The organism is Buttiauxella sp. 3AFRM03 (assembly GCF_003675305.1).
In the GTDB taxonomy this organism is placed as follows: domain Bacteria; phylum Pseudomonadota; class Gammaproteobacteria; order Enterobacterales; family Enterobacteriaceae; genus Buttiauxella; species Buttiauxella ferragutiae.
The window spans coordinates 1,432,748-1,447,651 of sequence record NZ_CP033076.1 but is presented as its reverse complement, the minus strand read 5'-3'; the positions used below and the strand labels follow the sequence as shown (position 1 = coordinate 1,447,651).

Genomic DNA, 14,904 nt, shown 5'->3' with positions numbered 1-14,904 from the left:
TTCATGCTCATGTAACAGGCAACCAGGATTTGGATCAAGTTTCCGGCTTTCTTGCCGATAAGTTCTGTAAATTCCTTCTTAGCATCGTTATATTATACGCTACATAACGAAACTCAATGGAGTAAAACATGGCTAAGCAGTGGGTACGTCTGGCATTCGGCGCGGCACTGAGCGTCACAATGGCCGCGCAAGCATTCGCCGATAACAACAAAATTACCGTTTTTGCTGCCGCATCGTTAATTAACGCGATGCAGGATATTGCGACCCAATATCAGAAAGGGAAGACGGTCGAAATTGCCTCTTCTTTCGCTTCATCTTCAACGCTGGCGCGCCAAATTGAAGCTGGCGCACCTGCTGATTTATTCATTTCTGCCGACCAGAAATGGATGGATTACGTGGTCAGCAAAGATGCGATTAAAGCCGATTCCCGTGAAACACTGCTCGGCAACAGTCTGGTAGTGGTGGCACCTAAAGCCAGCAATATTGGCGATGTTGCGATTAATGCTAAAACTGACTGGGCTGCGTTGCTGAAAGGTGGCCGTCTTGCTGTGGGTGATCCAGACCACGTTCCGGCAGGCATTTATGCCAAAGAAGCGCTGCAAAAATTAGGTGTCTGGGATACGCTATCACCACAATTAGCTCCGGCAGAAGATGTCCGCGGCGCCCTGGCATTGGTTGAACGTGACGAAGCACCGATAGGTATCGTGTATGGTTCCGATGCCGTAGCCAGTAAAGGTGTGAAAGTGGTGGGTACATTCCCTGAAGATTCCCACAAAAAAGTGGAATACCCGATTGCCATTGTGAAAGGCCACGACAACCCAACGGTAAGTGCGTTTTACACTTATCTGAAAGGACCGGAAGCGGCTGCTATCTTCCAACGTTACGGATTTACGACCAAATAATGATATTGACCGATCCCGAATGGCAGGCGGTACTGCTGAGCCTGAAAGTCTCAACCCTTGCGGTGTTGTTTAGTCTTCCTTTTGGGATCTTCTTTGCCTGGGTGCTGGTGCGTTGCCGGTTCCCTGGCAAAGCCCTGCTCGACAGCATTATCCATCTTCCCTTAGTGCTCCCGCCCGTGGTGGTCGGTTACTTATTGCTGATTGCAATGGGGCGACGTGGCGTGATTGGCGCCTGGATTTACGATGTTTTTGGTATCACTTTTGCTTTCAGTTGGCGCGGAGCGGTACTGGCTGCCGCGGTGATGTCCTTCCCGCTGATGGTACGAGCGATTCGCCTGGCGCTGGAAGGCGTAGATATGAAACTCGAACAGGCTGCTCGCACGTTGGGAGCCGGGCGCTGGCGGGTATTTTGCACCATCACGCTACCGTTGACCCTACCGGGCATTATTGCCGGAACGGTGCTGGCGTTTGCCCGTTCACTTGGCGAATTCGGCGCAACTATTACCTTCGTTTCAAATATTCCCGGCGAAACCCGCACTATTCCTTCGGCGATGTACACCCTGATTCAAACCCCTGGCGGCGAAAATGCGGCAGCACGTTTGTGCGTGATTTCGATTGTATTAGCGCTGGTGTCTTTGCTGGTGGCGGAATGGCTGGCACGACAGAGCCGTAAGCGGATAGGGGCAGTCTGATGCTGGAACTCAATTTTGTTCAGACGCTGGGCGAACATCGTCTTGAGATAAACGAAACCTTACCCGGCATGGGCATTACGGCAGTATTTGGCGTTTCAGGTGCCGGGAAAACCTCGCTGATTAATGCGATTAGTGGTCTGACACATCCGCAACAAGGCCGGATCGTGCTTAATGATCGGGTGTTGAGCGACGCAGAAAAGAAGCATTTTCTGGCCCCGGAAAAACGTCGTATTGGTTATGTATTCCAGGACGCACGCCTGTTCCCGCATTACCGCGTGCGTGGCAACCTGAAATACGGTATGCACAGATCCGCCGCAGGGCAGTTCGACAAAATGGTCGCGTTACTCGGTATTGAACCGTTGCTTGAGCGCTTCCCGTGGAGCCTTTCGGGCGGTGAAAAACAGCGTGTGGCGATTGGCCGTGCCTTGCTGACATCTCCAGAACTGTTGTTGCTTGATGAGCCGCTCGCCTCGCTGGATATTCCGCGTAAGCGTGAATTGCTGCCATATTTGCAGCGGCTGGCGCGAGAAATTAACATCCCGATGCTTTACGTCAGCCACTCGCTGGAGGAAATTCTCCACCTGGCAGATAAAGTGCTGGTGCTGGATGCGGGTAAAGTGAAAGCCTTTGGCAATCTGGAAGAAGTGTGGGGCAGTAGCGTGATGCACCCGTGGTTACCGAAAGAGCAGCAAAGTAGCGTGCTCAAAGTGACCGTACTGGAACATCATCCGCATTACGCGATGACTGCACTGGCGCTGGGCGATCAGCATTTGTGGGTCAATAAACTGGATAAACCGTTGCAGGCGTCGTTACGCATTCGCATCCAGGCCTCAGACGTTTCATTGATTCTTCAGCCGCCAGTCAACAGCAGCATCCGTAACGTGTTGCGGGCGAAAGTCGCGCAATGTTATGACGATGAAGGGCAGGTGGAAGTGCAACTGGAAGTCGGGTCGAGAACGTTGTGGGCGCGGATTAGCCCGTGGGCGCGGGACGAGCTAATGATAAAACCGGGCCAATGGTTGTATGCGCAAATTAAGAGTGTTTCGATAACCGCGTGAATTACTGGCGGGCGTGTTTCGCTGCCCGCCAATAAAATTCATTACAACAAATGCTTATAAATCGTCTCGGCGATACCGGTTTCCAGATTGGTGCCAATCACCAAATCGGCACGGGCTTTAATTGCCTCATCGGCATTGCCCATTGCCACACCGAGTCCGGCAGTTTCCAGCATACTCAAATCGTTAAAATTATCGCCAAAGGCAATGACCTGGCTCATTGATAAACCTTGAGATGCAACCCATTGCGCTAAGCGATTGCCTTTGCTGTTGCCGCGTTGTGCCACATCAACCTGATCATGCCATGACCACTCACACGACAGACCTAGTTCTTGCTCCACAACCTGTGTGAAGTTTTGCAATTTCACAGTGTCTTCATCAGTCAGCGCAAACTTCCAGATAGCATCCACTTCATGTGCGGCTTCGCGCAGAGAATTCACATGGCGGAACACCGGGCGCTGAGATTCTGGCAAGGATTTAGCCCAGTTCTCGGTACGCAAAACATGACCTGTCGGTTCCTGATACAGCATCGCATCATCGACATACATCAACCCATGAACGTTATGGGTATCCAGTAGGTCAATCAACTGGTTAGCTTGTTGAGGCTGCAAAGGATCGGATGAAAGCACCTTTTTTGCATGATAATCATACAAGTAAGTACCGTTACAGCAAATTGCAGGTGTTTCCAGAGCCAGTGCCTGATAAAAAGGATGGATGGCAACGTGATGGCGGCCCGTCACAATGACAACTTTCACGCCAGCGTCACGCGCGCGTTGTAAAGCTGTCAGTGATTCAGGAAGAATGGTTTTTTGCGGCGTGAGTAACGTGCCGTCAAGATCAAGGGCGATTACGCGATAAGTCATTTAGGGTTCCAGTCAAATTCAGAATCATAAGGCCTGTGCCGATGTTACACCGCTTGCGGCGTTGTTCAAAATGACAACACGAAGCGGCAAAACGCACTACCCTTGTGACTATTACTCAAGACGTTGGGAGGAGAGATAATTCATGAAACAAACTGTTTATACCGCCAGCCCGGAAAGCCAGCAAATCCACGTTTGGCAACTTAATTCTGGTGGCGAGCTTACGCTGGTTCAGGTAGTGGACGTGCCAGGACAGGTTCAGCCGATGGTGATAAGCCCTGACAAACGTTATCTGTATGTGGGAGTGCGCCCCGAGTTTCGTGTGATTGCCTTCCGCATTGCGCCAGATGACGGCATGCTTACCGAAGCCGGTGTCACGTCAATTCCGGGCAGCCCAACGCACATTTCGACCGACCATCAAGGCCGTTTCCTGTTCAGCGCATCTTACAATGCGGGCAGCGTCAGTGTGGTGAGCCTGGCTAACGACGGTCTGCCTGGCGAGGTTGTCGATGTGGTGGAAGGTTTAGAAGGTTGCCACTCCGCCAATATTTCCCCGGACAACCGCACCTTGTGGGTTCCGGCATTGAAGCAAGATCGCATCTGCCAGTTTACTCTGTCTGAAGACGGCCATCTGGTCGCGCAAACCCCGGCAGAAGTGACCACCGTTGAAGGTGCTGGGCCACGTCATATGGCGTTCCACCCGAATCAGCAATACGGTTATTGCGTTAACGAATTGAACGGTTCTGTGGATGTGTGGGAACTGAAAAATACCCTGGGAAAAATTGAGTGCGTGCAGACGCTGGATATCATGCCTCCAGGTTTCTCTGATACCCGTTGGGCGGCTGATATCCATATCACGCCTGATGGTCGGCATCTCTACACTTGCGACCGCACTGCCAGCATTATCACGGTATTTAGTGTTTCTGAAGATGGCAGCGTTCTGGCAGTGGAAGGCTACCAGCCGACTGAGAGCCAACCGCGTGGCTTCAACGTTGATCACTCAGGTAAATATCTGATTGCCGCAGGCCAGAAATCGCACCATATCGCGGTTTATCAAATCACGGGTGAGCAAGGTTTGCTTGAAGAGAAAGGCCGCTATGCTGTAGGGCAGGGGCCGATGTGGGTGGTGGTTAACGCAGTATAACCATTTGATTATGATGACAAAAAACCTCGCAATTGCGAGGTTTTTTGTTTTAAGCCATGGGCTTAATATTAGTGGGTAACGACTTGGCTACCTACGCCGCGGTTGTTGAATTCCCACAGGCGGTTTGCGTTAGCGTCGTTCAGGTCGCGCTGAATTTCGCCTTTCTCGCCTTTAGTACCGATGTTGCCGGTGAACGGACGTTTAGAACCTACGGCATCGCCCCACGGTTTCGCGTTGTTGAAACCTTCGTTGATCACGCTGTCACGGATAACCACCTGGCCGTTTGAAGTCTGGCCTGCGGCATAACCGTTTTCAGTGGCTTCAACATCCCAGGCGCGGCCCAGTTGTGCAACGTTCTCGCCAGCAGCTGAGAAGCGGCTGTTAATTGCCAGGAAGCCGTAATAAATGTTTGGCTGAGTTGCCGGAGCAAATACCGAGCCTTCTTGCGTACGGCTGTTTACCAGGCGGAAATCGGTGTTATCAAACACCACTGCACCTCGGCCGGCAACCACATCTACATCGCCTTCAATGTAGCTGTTAGTTACCAGGGTGCGAGGTTGACGGTCAGTCAACAGGCGGTTTTGCACGTCGCTGTTGGTGACGAAGAAGGTGTTCTGACGGCCCAGCAGGTGAACATTGTTCAACTGCACTTTGTCGCCATCAGTACGCAGCGCGACGGCCTGATGATTAGACGCATCAACGCTGTCACCCAGGGTGTTGGCGATAGTCAGGTTCTGCATCTGCAAACCATTGTTCTGTGACCAGACCGCGGCAGAACACATGATACCGACGGTTGCAGTGCGCTTGCTCTGGCAGCTATCAAACATGTACCAGGCTGGTTTACCCGGCATATATTTGCCTGCTGGGTTAACGGCACGGCGCCAGGTATTCACGTCGATTTCAGAATCCAGTGGCATGGTGATTTTTACATCAGCAGCGTTATCAGTGGTGCCGTACAGCGTCACGCTGCCAGAACCCGCAGGAATATAAACGGTACCGGCGTACTCGCCCGGCTGAATCGCAATGTACAGGCGATTGTTGCTGTGTTTCATCATGGCGGCATCAACGGCGGCCTGAATAGACGTATGCGTTACACCTGCGCCACCCGCGGCACCGACAACAAAGTCAGGCTGCTGAGGAAGGCGAATCGAGGAAGGAGTCCATGGAGCTTCATCTTTATTCTTAGATGAGAAGTAGCGCGCCTGAACAAAGTTCTGCGCTTCATCGGACGATAAAATCGGGCGAGATTGAGTGCCTGGTGCTGCTTGTGTAGAAGGGCGTTCTGCCGACGGTGTTGAGCTACAGGCCGACAAAGCCACAGCAAAAGCGAGCACAGCTGCCCGACGAGAAACCGAAAATGTGTTCAAGGCTTGCTCCTTGCAATGCAATTTTAAAATGGGGTCTTAAAGCCTGCTTTTTTATACTAAGTTGAGTGAAACAGGAAGCCGATTGTGCAAATCGGCTTCATAAAAAGCGGACTATCTGAACATTGCGGTGATAGAGGCACTGGCTAAAGAGTGGAAATGGACGTTAAAGCCGACCATGGCGCCGGATGCATTTTCATCAACCTCAAGCTGTTCCACGTCGAGGGCATACACGGTAAAGATATAGCGATGAGTTTCGCCTTTCGGCGGTGCTGCTCCACCGTATCCCGCTTTGCCGAAATCGGTGCGTGTCTGAATCGCAGGTTCGGGTAACTCCACTAAATTTGAGCCAGAACCTTGCGGCAATACGCGGGTATCAGCAGGAAGATTCACCACTACCCAGTGCCACCAGCCGGAGCCCGTCGGCGCGTCCGGGTCATAACAGGTGACGACAAAACTTTTGGTTCCGCTCGGGACTTCATCCCAGGCAAGATGCGGGGAAATATTGTCGCCCTGGTAACCCATGCCGTTAAAAACGTGGCGTGCGGGAAGTTTGTCGCCTTCCTTAATATCCTGACTAAAGAGTTTCATAGCCGAACCTTCCTTACTAGAGTTTCAATAGTTTAAGCAGTTCTTCGGCCGCTACAGCTGACGACGCCGGGTTTTGCCCGGTCACCAGATGCCCGTCGACCACCGCGTACTCGCCCCAGTCATCAGTGCGCTCGAATAGCCCACCGGCTTTTTTCAGCTCATCTTCCACCAGGAATGGCACGATGGCGGTTAAGCCAACGCCATCCTCTTCGCTATTGGTAAAACCGGTCACCCGTTTGCCTTTCACCAGCGGTGACCCATCCGGTTTTTTCACCTTGCGTAACACGCCTGGCGCATGACAAACCGCGGCAACAGGCTTACCCGCCGCCCAAAACTGTTCAATCAATGTGATCGAGTGTTCATCTTCTGCCAAATCCCACAATGGCCCGTGGCCGCCAGGGTAAAACACCGCATCAAAATCTTCAGCGCGGATGGTGGCAAGCTTTTCTGTATTAGCTAACCGCTTTTGTGCGTCAGTATCATGACGGAAACGGCGAGTGTCGTCGGTTTGTGCATCCGGCTCATCACTTTTGGGATCAAGCGGCGGTTGGCCACCTTGTGGTGAAGCGAGAGTAATATTCAAACCTGCGTCACGAAAGACATAATACGGCGCGGCAAACTCCTCAAGCCAAAAGCCTGTGGGTTTGCCGGTATTGCCCAGTTGATTGTGCGAGGTTAAAACCATGAGGATTTTCATTTGACTCTCCCGGTTGGGCGCATGAAAAGATCCTCGAAGTGTAGTGCATCTGTGAGCGGCTTGCTGGTGCTCAGCTTTTGAAGAAGGCCGGGTTTTCTACCGCATTCGTTACGGCGGTGATCAATTTTGCTAGCTGTTCATGCGTGATGACGTAAGGTGGCATCAGATAAATCAGGCGGCCAAATGGACGGATCCACACGCCTTGCTCAACAAAGAACGCCTGAAGTGCAGCCATATCCACCGGATGATGCGTTTCCACCACGCCAATGGCCCCAAGCACGCGCACATCGGCTACTTGCTGACAATTCTGCAAGGGTTTAAGCCCTTCCAGTAACTGCTGTTCCAGAGCATTAACTTGCTGCTGCCAGTGGCCTTCTTCCAGCAAGGTGAGGCTTTCGGTCGCGACCGCACAGGCCAGCGGATTGCCCATAAACGTCGGGCCGTGCATAAAGCATCCGGCTTCGCCGTCGCTAATGGTTTCGGCAACCTGGCGCGTGGTGAGCGTGGCGGAAAGCGTCATCGTGCCGCCGGTCAGCGCTTTACCAAGGCACAGAATATCTGCTGAAATCCCTGCATGTTCGCAGGCAAACAATTTGCCTGTACGACCAAAGCCGGTCGCTATCTCATCGGCAATCAGCAATATGCCTTCGCGGTCGCACATGCGGCGGATTCGACGCAGCCATTCAGGGTGATAAAAGCGCATGCCGCCCGCGCCCTGGACGATGGGTTCGAGGATAACGGCGGCAATTTCATGGCGATGAGCGGCCATCAAACGGGCGAACGGCACGATGTCCATTTCATTCCATTCGTCGTCAAAACGGCAATCTGGTGCAGGGGCAAATAAATGTTCAGGGAGATAACCTTGCCACAGGCTGTGCATCGAGTTATCCGGGTCACACACTGACATCGCACCAAAGGTATCGCCATGATAACCATGACGGAAAGTCAGGAAACGCTGGCGTGGTTCGCCTTTTGCGTGCCAGTACTGCAACGCCATTTTCATCGCCACTTCAACGGCGACAGAGCCGGAGTCGGCAAGGAAAACGCATTCAAGATTTTCCGGCGTCATGGCGACCAGTTTACGACACAGTGCCACCGCGGGTGGGTGGGTGATACCGCCGAACATCACGTGTGACATCTGGTCAATCTGGTCTTTCATCGCCTGGTTTAAACGCGGGTGATTGTAGCCATGAATCGCCGCCCACCAGGACGACATCCCGTCAACAAGGGCTTTACCATCAGCAAGTTGCAGTTCGCAGCCCGTAGCCGCTACCACCGGATAAACCGGTAACGGTTGGGTCATAGACGTGTACGGGTGCCAGATATGTTGTTGGTCGAACGCTAAATCAGCAGGGGTCATAGGGTGACTTGTAAACCATTTAAAAAAGATTTAGGTTTACAAGTATAACGTCAATCAACGGCTAACAACACCCTTTTTGGAGACGCCCAATGGCTCACCACGCACGCTGGTCAATGTCGCAGGTCACTGCTTTATTTGAAAAACCTTTCCTCGAACTGATGTTTGAAGCACAACAAGTTCACCGTCAGCACTTCGATCCCCGCCATGTTCAGGTCAGTACCTTGCTGTCGATTAAAACCGGCGCATGCCCGGAAGATTGCAAATATTGCCCTCAAAGTGCGCGATACAAAACTGGGCTGGCATCCGAACGCTTGATGGAGGTTGAGCAAGTTCTCGACTCGGCGCGTAAAGCGTTGAACGCCGGTTCTACCCGTTTCTGCATGGGTGCTGCCTGGAAAAACCCTAACGATCGCGACATGCCGTACCTTGAGCAAATGGTGCAAGGCGTGCGCGAAATGGGGCTGGAAACCTGTATGACGCTGGGCACGTTAACCGGTGCGCAAGCAGATCGCCTGGCCGCTGCAGGGCTGGATTACTACAATCACAACCTCGATACCTCGCCAGAATTTTACGGCAATATTATTACCACGCGTACCTACCAGGAGCGCCTCGACACGCTCGACAAAGTGCGCGATGCCGGGATTAAAGTCTGCTCCGGCGGCATTGTTGGGCTGGGTGAAACCGTAACCGACCGCGCAGGGTTGTTGCTGCAACTTGCCAATCTGCCGACGCCGCCTGAGAGCGTGCCAATCAACATGCTGGTGAAGGTGAAGGGCACACCGATGGCCGATAACGAAGACGTCGATGCATTTGATTTTATTCGCACCATCGCGGTGGCGCGCATCATGATGCCAGGGTCTTTCGTGCGCCTTTCTGCCGGGCGCGAGCAGATGAGTGAACAAACTCAGGCCATGTGTTTCATGGCGGGTGCCAATTCCATTTTCTACGGCTGCAAACTGCTGACCACGCCAAATCCGGAAGAAGACAAAGACCTGCAATTGTTCCGCAAGCTGGGCCTAAACCCGCAGCAAACCACCACCCACGCGGGCGATAACGAACAGCAACAACAACTGGCCGAACAGTTGCTCACCGCGGATACGGAGAATTACTACAATGCGGCGGCTGTATGACCTGGCAGCAACGTATCGACAGTGCGCTTGAGCAACGGCGGGCAAATGACAGTTTCCGAATCCGCCAGGTTAATCAACAAGGTAGCGGGCGCTACCTTGTGCAAAACCAAACCCGCTATCTGAATTTTTCCAGCAATGACTATCTGGGAATGAGCCACCATGCGCAGGTGATTCAGGCCTGGCAGCAGGGAGCCGAGACTTACGGTGTCGGCAGCGGCGGTTCCGGGCATGTCACGGGCTACCACGAGGCGCACCAGCAATTTGAACAACAGCTTGCCGACTGGCTTGGGTTTCCCCGTGCGCTGCTGTTTATTTCCGGTTTTGCGGCGAACCAGGCGCTGATTGCCGCGCTAACGGAAAAATCGGATCGAATTATTGCCGATAAACTCAGCCACGCCTCGCTGCTGGAAGCGGCAATGAACAGCCCTGCACAGTTGCGGCGCTTTACGCATAATGATGTGCCATCGTTGCAAACCTTGCTGGCGCAACCCCATGAAGGCCAACAACTGGTGGTAACCGAAGGGGTCTTCAGCATGGATGGCGATGCCGCACCGTTGGCTGAAATCACGCAGTTAAGCCGTAATGCAGGGGCTTTGCTGATGGTCGATGATGCGCATGGCATCGGGGTTATAGGCGAAGAAGGGCGCGGAAGTTGTGACCAGCAACAGATCAAACCGGATTTATTAGTCGTCACTTTTGGCAAAGCTTTTGGTGCCGGCGGGGCCGCGGTACTGTGCAGTGAATCACTGGCTGATTATTTGCTGCAATTTGCCCGTCATCTGATTTACAGCACCGCCATGCCCCCCGCACAGGCGTGCGCGTTATCGGCGGCATTGAATGTTATTCGTCACGATGAGTCCAGACGTGCGCAATTACGCGCCAATATTGTCCATTTCCGATCTGGGGCAGCACAGCTGCCGTTGAAATTAATGGCTTCGCAAACCGCGATCCAGCCATTAATTGTGGGTGAAAATCAGGCTGCGCTGAACCTCGCTTCCACCATGCGTGAGCGCGGATTTTGGATGACGGCGATTCGCCCGCCAACGGTTCCACCGGGCACCGCCAGGCTGCGTGTGACGCTGACCGCCAGCCACACCGCTGATGATATCGACAAGCTTCTGGAGGCGCTGTATGACGCAACTCGTTAACAAAGCCGCTGTCGCAGCCGCTTTTGGACGCGCGGCACCCACCTATGACAGCCACGCCGAGCTACAGCGCATCAGCGGCGGATTTCTTACCGATATGCTTGAAGGCCGACGTATCTCCACGATGCTGGACGCCGGGTGTGGTACCGGCTGGTACAGCCGCGTATGGCGTGACAAAGGCTGCCATGTGACGGCGTTAGATCTCTCTGCTGCAATGCTGAATTATGCGGCACAACGTGAGTCGGCAGATTGTTATCTCGAAGGTGACATCGAAGCCATCGCACTTCCTGACGGGCAAGTCGATTTAGCCTGGAGCAACCTTGCGGTGCAATGGTGCAGCGATTTACACAGTGGATTGAGTGAGCTTTATCGCATCACCCGCTCGGGAGGATGTGTGGCATTTACTACGCTTGCGGCGAACTCATTAAGTGAGCTACATACCGCATGGCACGCGGTAGACGAACGCTCACATGCCAATCAATTCCTCTCGATTGAGCAGATTCAGCAGGCTTGTGAAGGCTGGCGTTGTTCTCTACAAATTCATGAGATTAGCCAATTTTACCCAAGCGTAATGAGTGCCATGCACTCGCTAAAAGGCATTGGCGCAACACACCTTCATGACGGACGAAAAGCGTCATTGATGACCCGTCAGCAATTGCAAAAATTAAGTCTCGCCTGGCCGCAAAAAGAGGGGCAATTCCCCCTGACATGGCAGCTCGTTTGTGGAGTAATAGAACGTGATTAAACGATGGTTTGTGACCGGAACCGATACTGAAGTCGGTAAAACAGTCGCCAGTTGCGCCTTGCTGCAAGCCGCCACACAGGCGGGTTACCGTACGGCAGGTTATAAGCCGGTAGCGTCGGGAAGCGAAATGACGGCTGCGGGTATCCGCAATAGCGATGCACTGGCATTGCAGCGCAATAGCAGCGTCAAAGTAGACTATGACCAGGTGAACCCTTTTGCTTTTTTGGAACCGACGTCACCACACATTGTCAGTGCGTTGGAAGAGCGGCCTATTGAATTTTCACAGCTATCTCTGGGGCTGGAAGCACTGGCTTCGCAAGCTGATTGGTTACAGGTTGAAGGAGCGGGAGGCTGGTTTACGCCACTTTCGCAGACCGCCACTTTTGCTGATTGGGTTATCCAGCAGCAACTGCCGGTGATCCTGGTTGTTGGGGTGAAACTGGGATGTATTAACCACGCCATGCTAACGGCACATGCGGTGCGGAGTGCAGGGCTGCATCTGGCGGGGTGGATTGCCAACGACGTTCAGCCAACAGGCAAACGTCACGCAGAATACATCGCGACGTTACGTGACGTTTTAAACGCCCCGATGTTGGGTGAAATTCCGTTTTACCCGCAACTTAATGAGCAAAGCCCTCTCGGCAGCCATCTGGATATTTCACTTCTTTCTGCATAACTCGCAAATCTTGTGATCCTTTCTGCAACGCCCGATAAATTTTTCGGGCGCTATTCCTGAATCCGTTGTTGCCCAAAACATCTCCTTGAAGAAACGCTGAGTGCGAGTAAATTACTTTTCAATTCCATGTTGTCACATGACAACTTTTTTGAGAGTATAGCCAGGAGGTTTTTATGAAGCGGCGTTTGCACCCGAATAAGGATATTGAAGCAGCATTGAGTTATCCGGAGTGTCATGGCTGGCGGGTCCAGCCTGGTGGTTCGCATTGCTGGGGGAAGATGTATTGTCCGTGGAATGACAAAGCCTGCCGGTGCGGTGAGTTTTGTATTAGTTGTATCTGGAGTGCGCCGCGCAGTGCGTACAACCATGCCAGGCAAATACGTCTTGTCGTTGATAACTGTAGTCAGCAAAGTACGCCGGCCATTATCAGACATTAAGTTTCAAGGAGCAGAACATGTCAGAATTTAGTTTCACATTGATTTTTACCTTGCCAGAAAAAAGCCAGAATCCTGCTGAGTGGGTAGAGGCGTTAGGCGCACAAGGCTGCGATGACGCACTGGTTGGCGTGGGGGTGACCGGGCGCATTGCATTGAATTTCATGCGTGAAGCGCAAGAGGCAAAGCAGGCCGTTGTTTCCGCCATTAAAGACGTGAAACGTATTATTCCAGGTGCGGTGTTGGTCGAAGTGATGCCTGACCTGGTTGGACTAACCGATATTGCCGAACTGCTGGGGTTTTCGCGCCAGTACATGCGTAAAGTGATGGTCAGCCGGAACGCGTTTCCTCAACCAGTGCACGACGGTAAAACCGCTATTTGGCATCTGGAACCGGTGTTGCGCTGGATGCGTGAAGCTGGGGTGTCAAAAGTCCCTTTGCCGTTGGTAGAGCTTTCAGCCGTGACACGGCAATGCAATTTACAACGGGAACTCGCCGATCTCGATGATGATTTACAGAAGCAACTCGGGCAGTTGTGACGGCAGAACCGGATTAACCCATCATGCCGTCGATTGATACACCATCATGGGTCAATCCAACTAGAAACCAGTTTGTCGTCCAGCATTGCGACATGACCCTGAGCGACGTTTCGTCCACGGTGGAGCAAACAGAAACGGTCTGCTACACGACGAATAAACGGCAACCGCTGTTCTACTAACAGGATAGTTAATCCAAAGTCACGGCTTAAACGTCGGATGATATTGCTGAGATCATGAATAAACCGCTGGCCGCTGCCAAAAGTCGGTTCATCCAGAATCAACAGTTTCGGCTCGGTCACCAGCGCCCTTGCTAATGCCAGTTGCTGCTGAAGATCGCCTGACAGCTCGCCACCGCGCACATGGCGCAAGCTATAAAGTTCAGGGAACAGTTCATAGATCATCGATGGGATCGCCCGCGTCCGCACACGGGCAGCTAACAGCGCAATTTGCAGGTTCTCCTCAACGCTCAGTTGGGAAAAGATGCGTCTGTCCTGGGCGACATAACTCATCCCAAGAGCCGCCCGGCCTTCAATAGGTTGGGTCAGCAAATCTTGTGGAGGATGCCCTGCCTCAAGCCAGGTCATACTGCCACTTTGTACGGGCAGGTAACCAGTGATGCAGTTAACCAGCGTTGTTTTGCCCATTCCTGGCGCACCTAACACACAGGTACATTCGCCTGGAGTCAGCTCAAGATCCAAGTTCCACAGAATATGGCTCTCACCATAAAACTGATTAACAGCTCGCAGACTCAACATCGATATTCTCCTTCGGATTGGGTTAACAGCGCAGCGTGGCGTCCACCACTCAAACCAGGACAAGTAAAACTGTGCAATTCCCTTGCCATGAACCTTTTTGCGCGGCAGAACATGGCAACTTTGAGAAAAGACTCATGAAAAAGGTTGAAGAAACCTTCGTCGCCTACGACTCGAAAAGACGAATGCACTCTGTCAGTGCTGGTCACTGCCAGGGATGGTGCAAGAGAGCAGAGTTGCTCCATGATAATGCGCAATTCGTGAGCAGGATCATAAGAAAAGGTGGCTCATCTTTAAGCAAAAATAAGACAAAAATAATGATGAAAAATATTTTTGATGCCACTCACAGAGATTTTAGGGTTTTTTGCGGTCTGCGCTGCAAAAGGGCTGAGAGCAGTTATCCACTATTCCTGTGGATAACCATGTGCATTAGAGTTAGAGAACTTGCGGTAAGCGAGGACTGGCGCGGCTTGCACATGAATTGGCGCTAAACCAGACTTTATCAAATAGCTGTTTAAAATTAATGAGTTGAATAAAATCAATCGCTGCAATAAAAGTGCCACAGATGTTCCTTGCGCTTTTATGACACTGCTTGACAAATGTTAAAAGGTAAAAAAATCTGGGGATAACCATTTTAGTCAGCTGAAATATCTGAGGGAGGAATGTTTTACCGGTAAACCAAACGGCAAAAAGAGGCCGTATCATAAACTTTTGTGCAAGGAACTGGTTTTTCATCCAGTATCTTTTTCTGGCAAAATTTCCTGTGCTGAGTAAAATTATCCTCCGGCCCGCTCGTTTCTTCATCAGGTAGCCTCTTC

The 14,904-nt window shown here is 52.2% G+C and carries 17 protein-coding genes; 10 read left to right on the top strand and 7 right to left on the bottom strand.

Annotated features, from left to right (window positions below; translation table 11 throughout):
• Positions 1-128 precede the first annotated feature (128 nt).
• From modA to modC, 3 genes are read left to right on the top strand one after another with little or no spacing between them, the layout of a single operon-like run.
• Positions 129-902 carry a molybdate ABC transporter substrate-binding protein gene (gene modA / locus D8682_RS08365; protein ID WP_121814020.1) on the top strand — a complete coding sequence of 258 codons (774 nt, stop codon included), beginning with the start codon at positions 129-131 and terminating at the stop codon, positions 900-902.
• Positions 902-1,594: a molybdate ABC transporter permease subunit gene (modB, locus tag D8682_RS08360; protein ID WP_064548533.1), complete on the top strand. Its 693-nt coding sequence runs from the start codon at positions 902-904 to the stop codon at positions 1,592-1,594. Before modA ends, modB begins: the two co-directional genes overlap by 1 nt.
• Positions 1,594-2,652: a molybdenum ABC transporter ATP-binding protein ModC gene (gene modC / locus D8682_RS08355; protein WP_064548531.1), complete on the top strand. Its 1,059-nt coding sequence runs from the start codon at positions 1,594-1,596 to the stop codon at positions 2,650-2,652. Before modB ends, modC begins: the two co-directional genes overlap by 1 nt.
• A gap of 41 nt (positions 2,653-2,693) precedes the next feature.
• Here the strand turns inward: modC and D8682_RS08350 are convergent, their stop codons facing one another.
• Positions 2,694-3,512: a pyridoxal phosphatase gene (locus tag D8682_RS08350; RefSeq protein WP_064548528.1), complete on the bottom strand. Its 819-nt coding sequence runs from the start codon at positions 3,510-3,512 to the stop codon at positions 2,694-2,696.
• Positions 3,513-3,654: 142 nt separating this feature from the next.
• On the opposite strand from D8682_RS08350, the gene pgl reads away from it, so the two are divergent.
• Entirely contained in the window at positions 3,655-4,653 is a 999-nt protein-coding gene (gene pgl / locus D8682_RS08345) for a 6-phosphogluconolactonase (RefSeq protein ID WP_121814019.1), read from the top strand.
• Between the two features lie 68 nt (positions 4,654-4,721).
• Here pgl and D8682_RS08340 read toward each other — a convergent pair whose 3' ends face one another.
• From D8682_RS08340 to bioA, 4 genes are all read right to left on the bottom strand, one after another.
• Positions 4,722-6,020, bottom strand: coding sequence for a putative acyl-CoA thioester hydrolase (locus tag D8682_RS08340; RefSeq protein ID WP_064548524.1), 1,299 nt, complete (start codon positions 6,018-6,020; stop codon positions 4,722-4,724).
• Positions 6,021-6,131: 111 nt separating this feature from the next.
• Positions 6,132-6,608, bottom strand: a complete 477-nt coding sequence (locus D8682_RS08335; RefSeq protein WP_064548522.1) for a kinase inhibitor — start codon at positions 6,606-6,608, stop codon at positions 6,132-6,134.
• Between the two features lie 16 nt (positions 6,609-6,624).
• Complete coding sequence (locus tag D8682_RS08330) at positions 6,625-7,305, bottom strand: type 1 glutamine amidotransferase domain-containing protein (protein WP_121814018.1); 681 nt, start codon at positions 7,303-7,305, stop codon at positions 6,625-6,627.
• A 70-nt stretch (positions 7,306-7,375) separates the two neighbouring features.
• Complete coding sequence (gene bioA, locus D8682_RS08325; protein WP_121814017.1) at positions 7,376-8,665, bottom strand: adenosylmethionine--8-amino-7-oxononanoate transaminase; 1,290 nt, start codon at positions 8,663-8,665, stop codon at positions 7,376-7,378.
• A gap of 89 nt (positions 8,666-8,754) precedes the next feature.
• Here bioA and bioB point away from each other — a divergent pair, with 89 nt between their 5' ends.
• From bioB to D8682_RS08295, 6 genes are all read left to right on the top strand, one after another.
• Positions 8,755-9,795: a biotin synthase BioB gene (bioB, locus tag D8682_RS08320; protein ID WP_064548515.1), complete on the top strand. Its 1,041-nt coding sequence runs from the start codon at positions 8,755-8,757 to the stop codon at positions 9,793-9,795.
• Positions 9,792-10,943: an 8-amino-7-oxononanoate synthase gene (gene bioF / locus D8682_RS08315; protein ID WP_121814016.1), complete on the top strand. Its 1,152-nt coding sequence runs from the start codon at positions 9,792-9,794 to the stop codon at positions 10,941-10,943. Before bioB ends, bioF begins: the two co-directional genes overlap by 4 nt.
• Positions 10,927-11,685, top strand: a complete 759-nt coding sequence (gene bioC, locus D8682_RS08310) for a malonyl-ACP O-methyltransferase BioC (RefSeq protein ID WP_064548512.1) — start codon at positions 10,927-10,929, stop codon at positions 11,683-11,685. The genes bioF and bioC overlap by 17 nt, the downstream gene beginning before the upstream one ends.
• The gene (gene bioD / locus D8682_RS08305; protein ID WP_121814015.1) at positions 11,678-12,361 is read left to right on the top strand and encodes a dethiobiotin synthase; all 684 of its coding nucleotides are present in this window, start codon (positions 11,678-11,680) and stop codon (positions 12,359-12,361) included. The genes bioC and bioD overlap by 8 nt, the downstream gene beginning before the upstream one ends.
• Positions 12,362-12,534: 173 nt before the next feature.
• Positions 12,535-12,798, top strand: coding sequence for a hypothetical protein (locus D8682_RS08300; RefSeq protein WP_121814014.1), 264 nt, complete (start codon positions 12,535-12,537; stop codon positions 12,796-12,798).
• Positions 12,799-12,815: 17 nt separating this feature from the next.
• Positions 12,816-13,334 carry an AlpA family transcriptional regulator gene (locus D8682_RS08295; protein WP_121814013.1) on the top strand — a complete coding sequence of 173 codons (519 nt, stop codon included), beginning with the start codon at positions 12,816-12,818 and terminating at the stop codon, positions 13,332-13,334.
• Positions 13,335-13,378: 44 nt separating this feature from the next.
• Here D8682_RS08295 and D8682_RS08290 read toward each other — a convergent pair whose 3' ends face one another.
• Positions 13,379-14,089, bottom strand: a complete 711-nt coding sequence (locus tag D8682_RS08290) for an ABC transporter ATP-binding protein (protein ID WP_064548506.1) — start codon at positions 14,087-14,089, stop codon at positions 13,379-13,381.
• Positions 14,090-14,521: 432 nt separating this feature from the next.
• Entirely contained in the window at positions 14,522-14,890 is a 369-nt protein-coding gene (locus tag D8682_RS26715; protein WP_064548504.1) for a hypothetical protein, read from the bottom strand.
• Between the last annotated feature and the right edge of the window lie 14 nt (positions 14,891-14,904).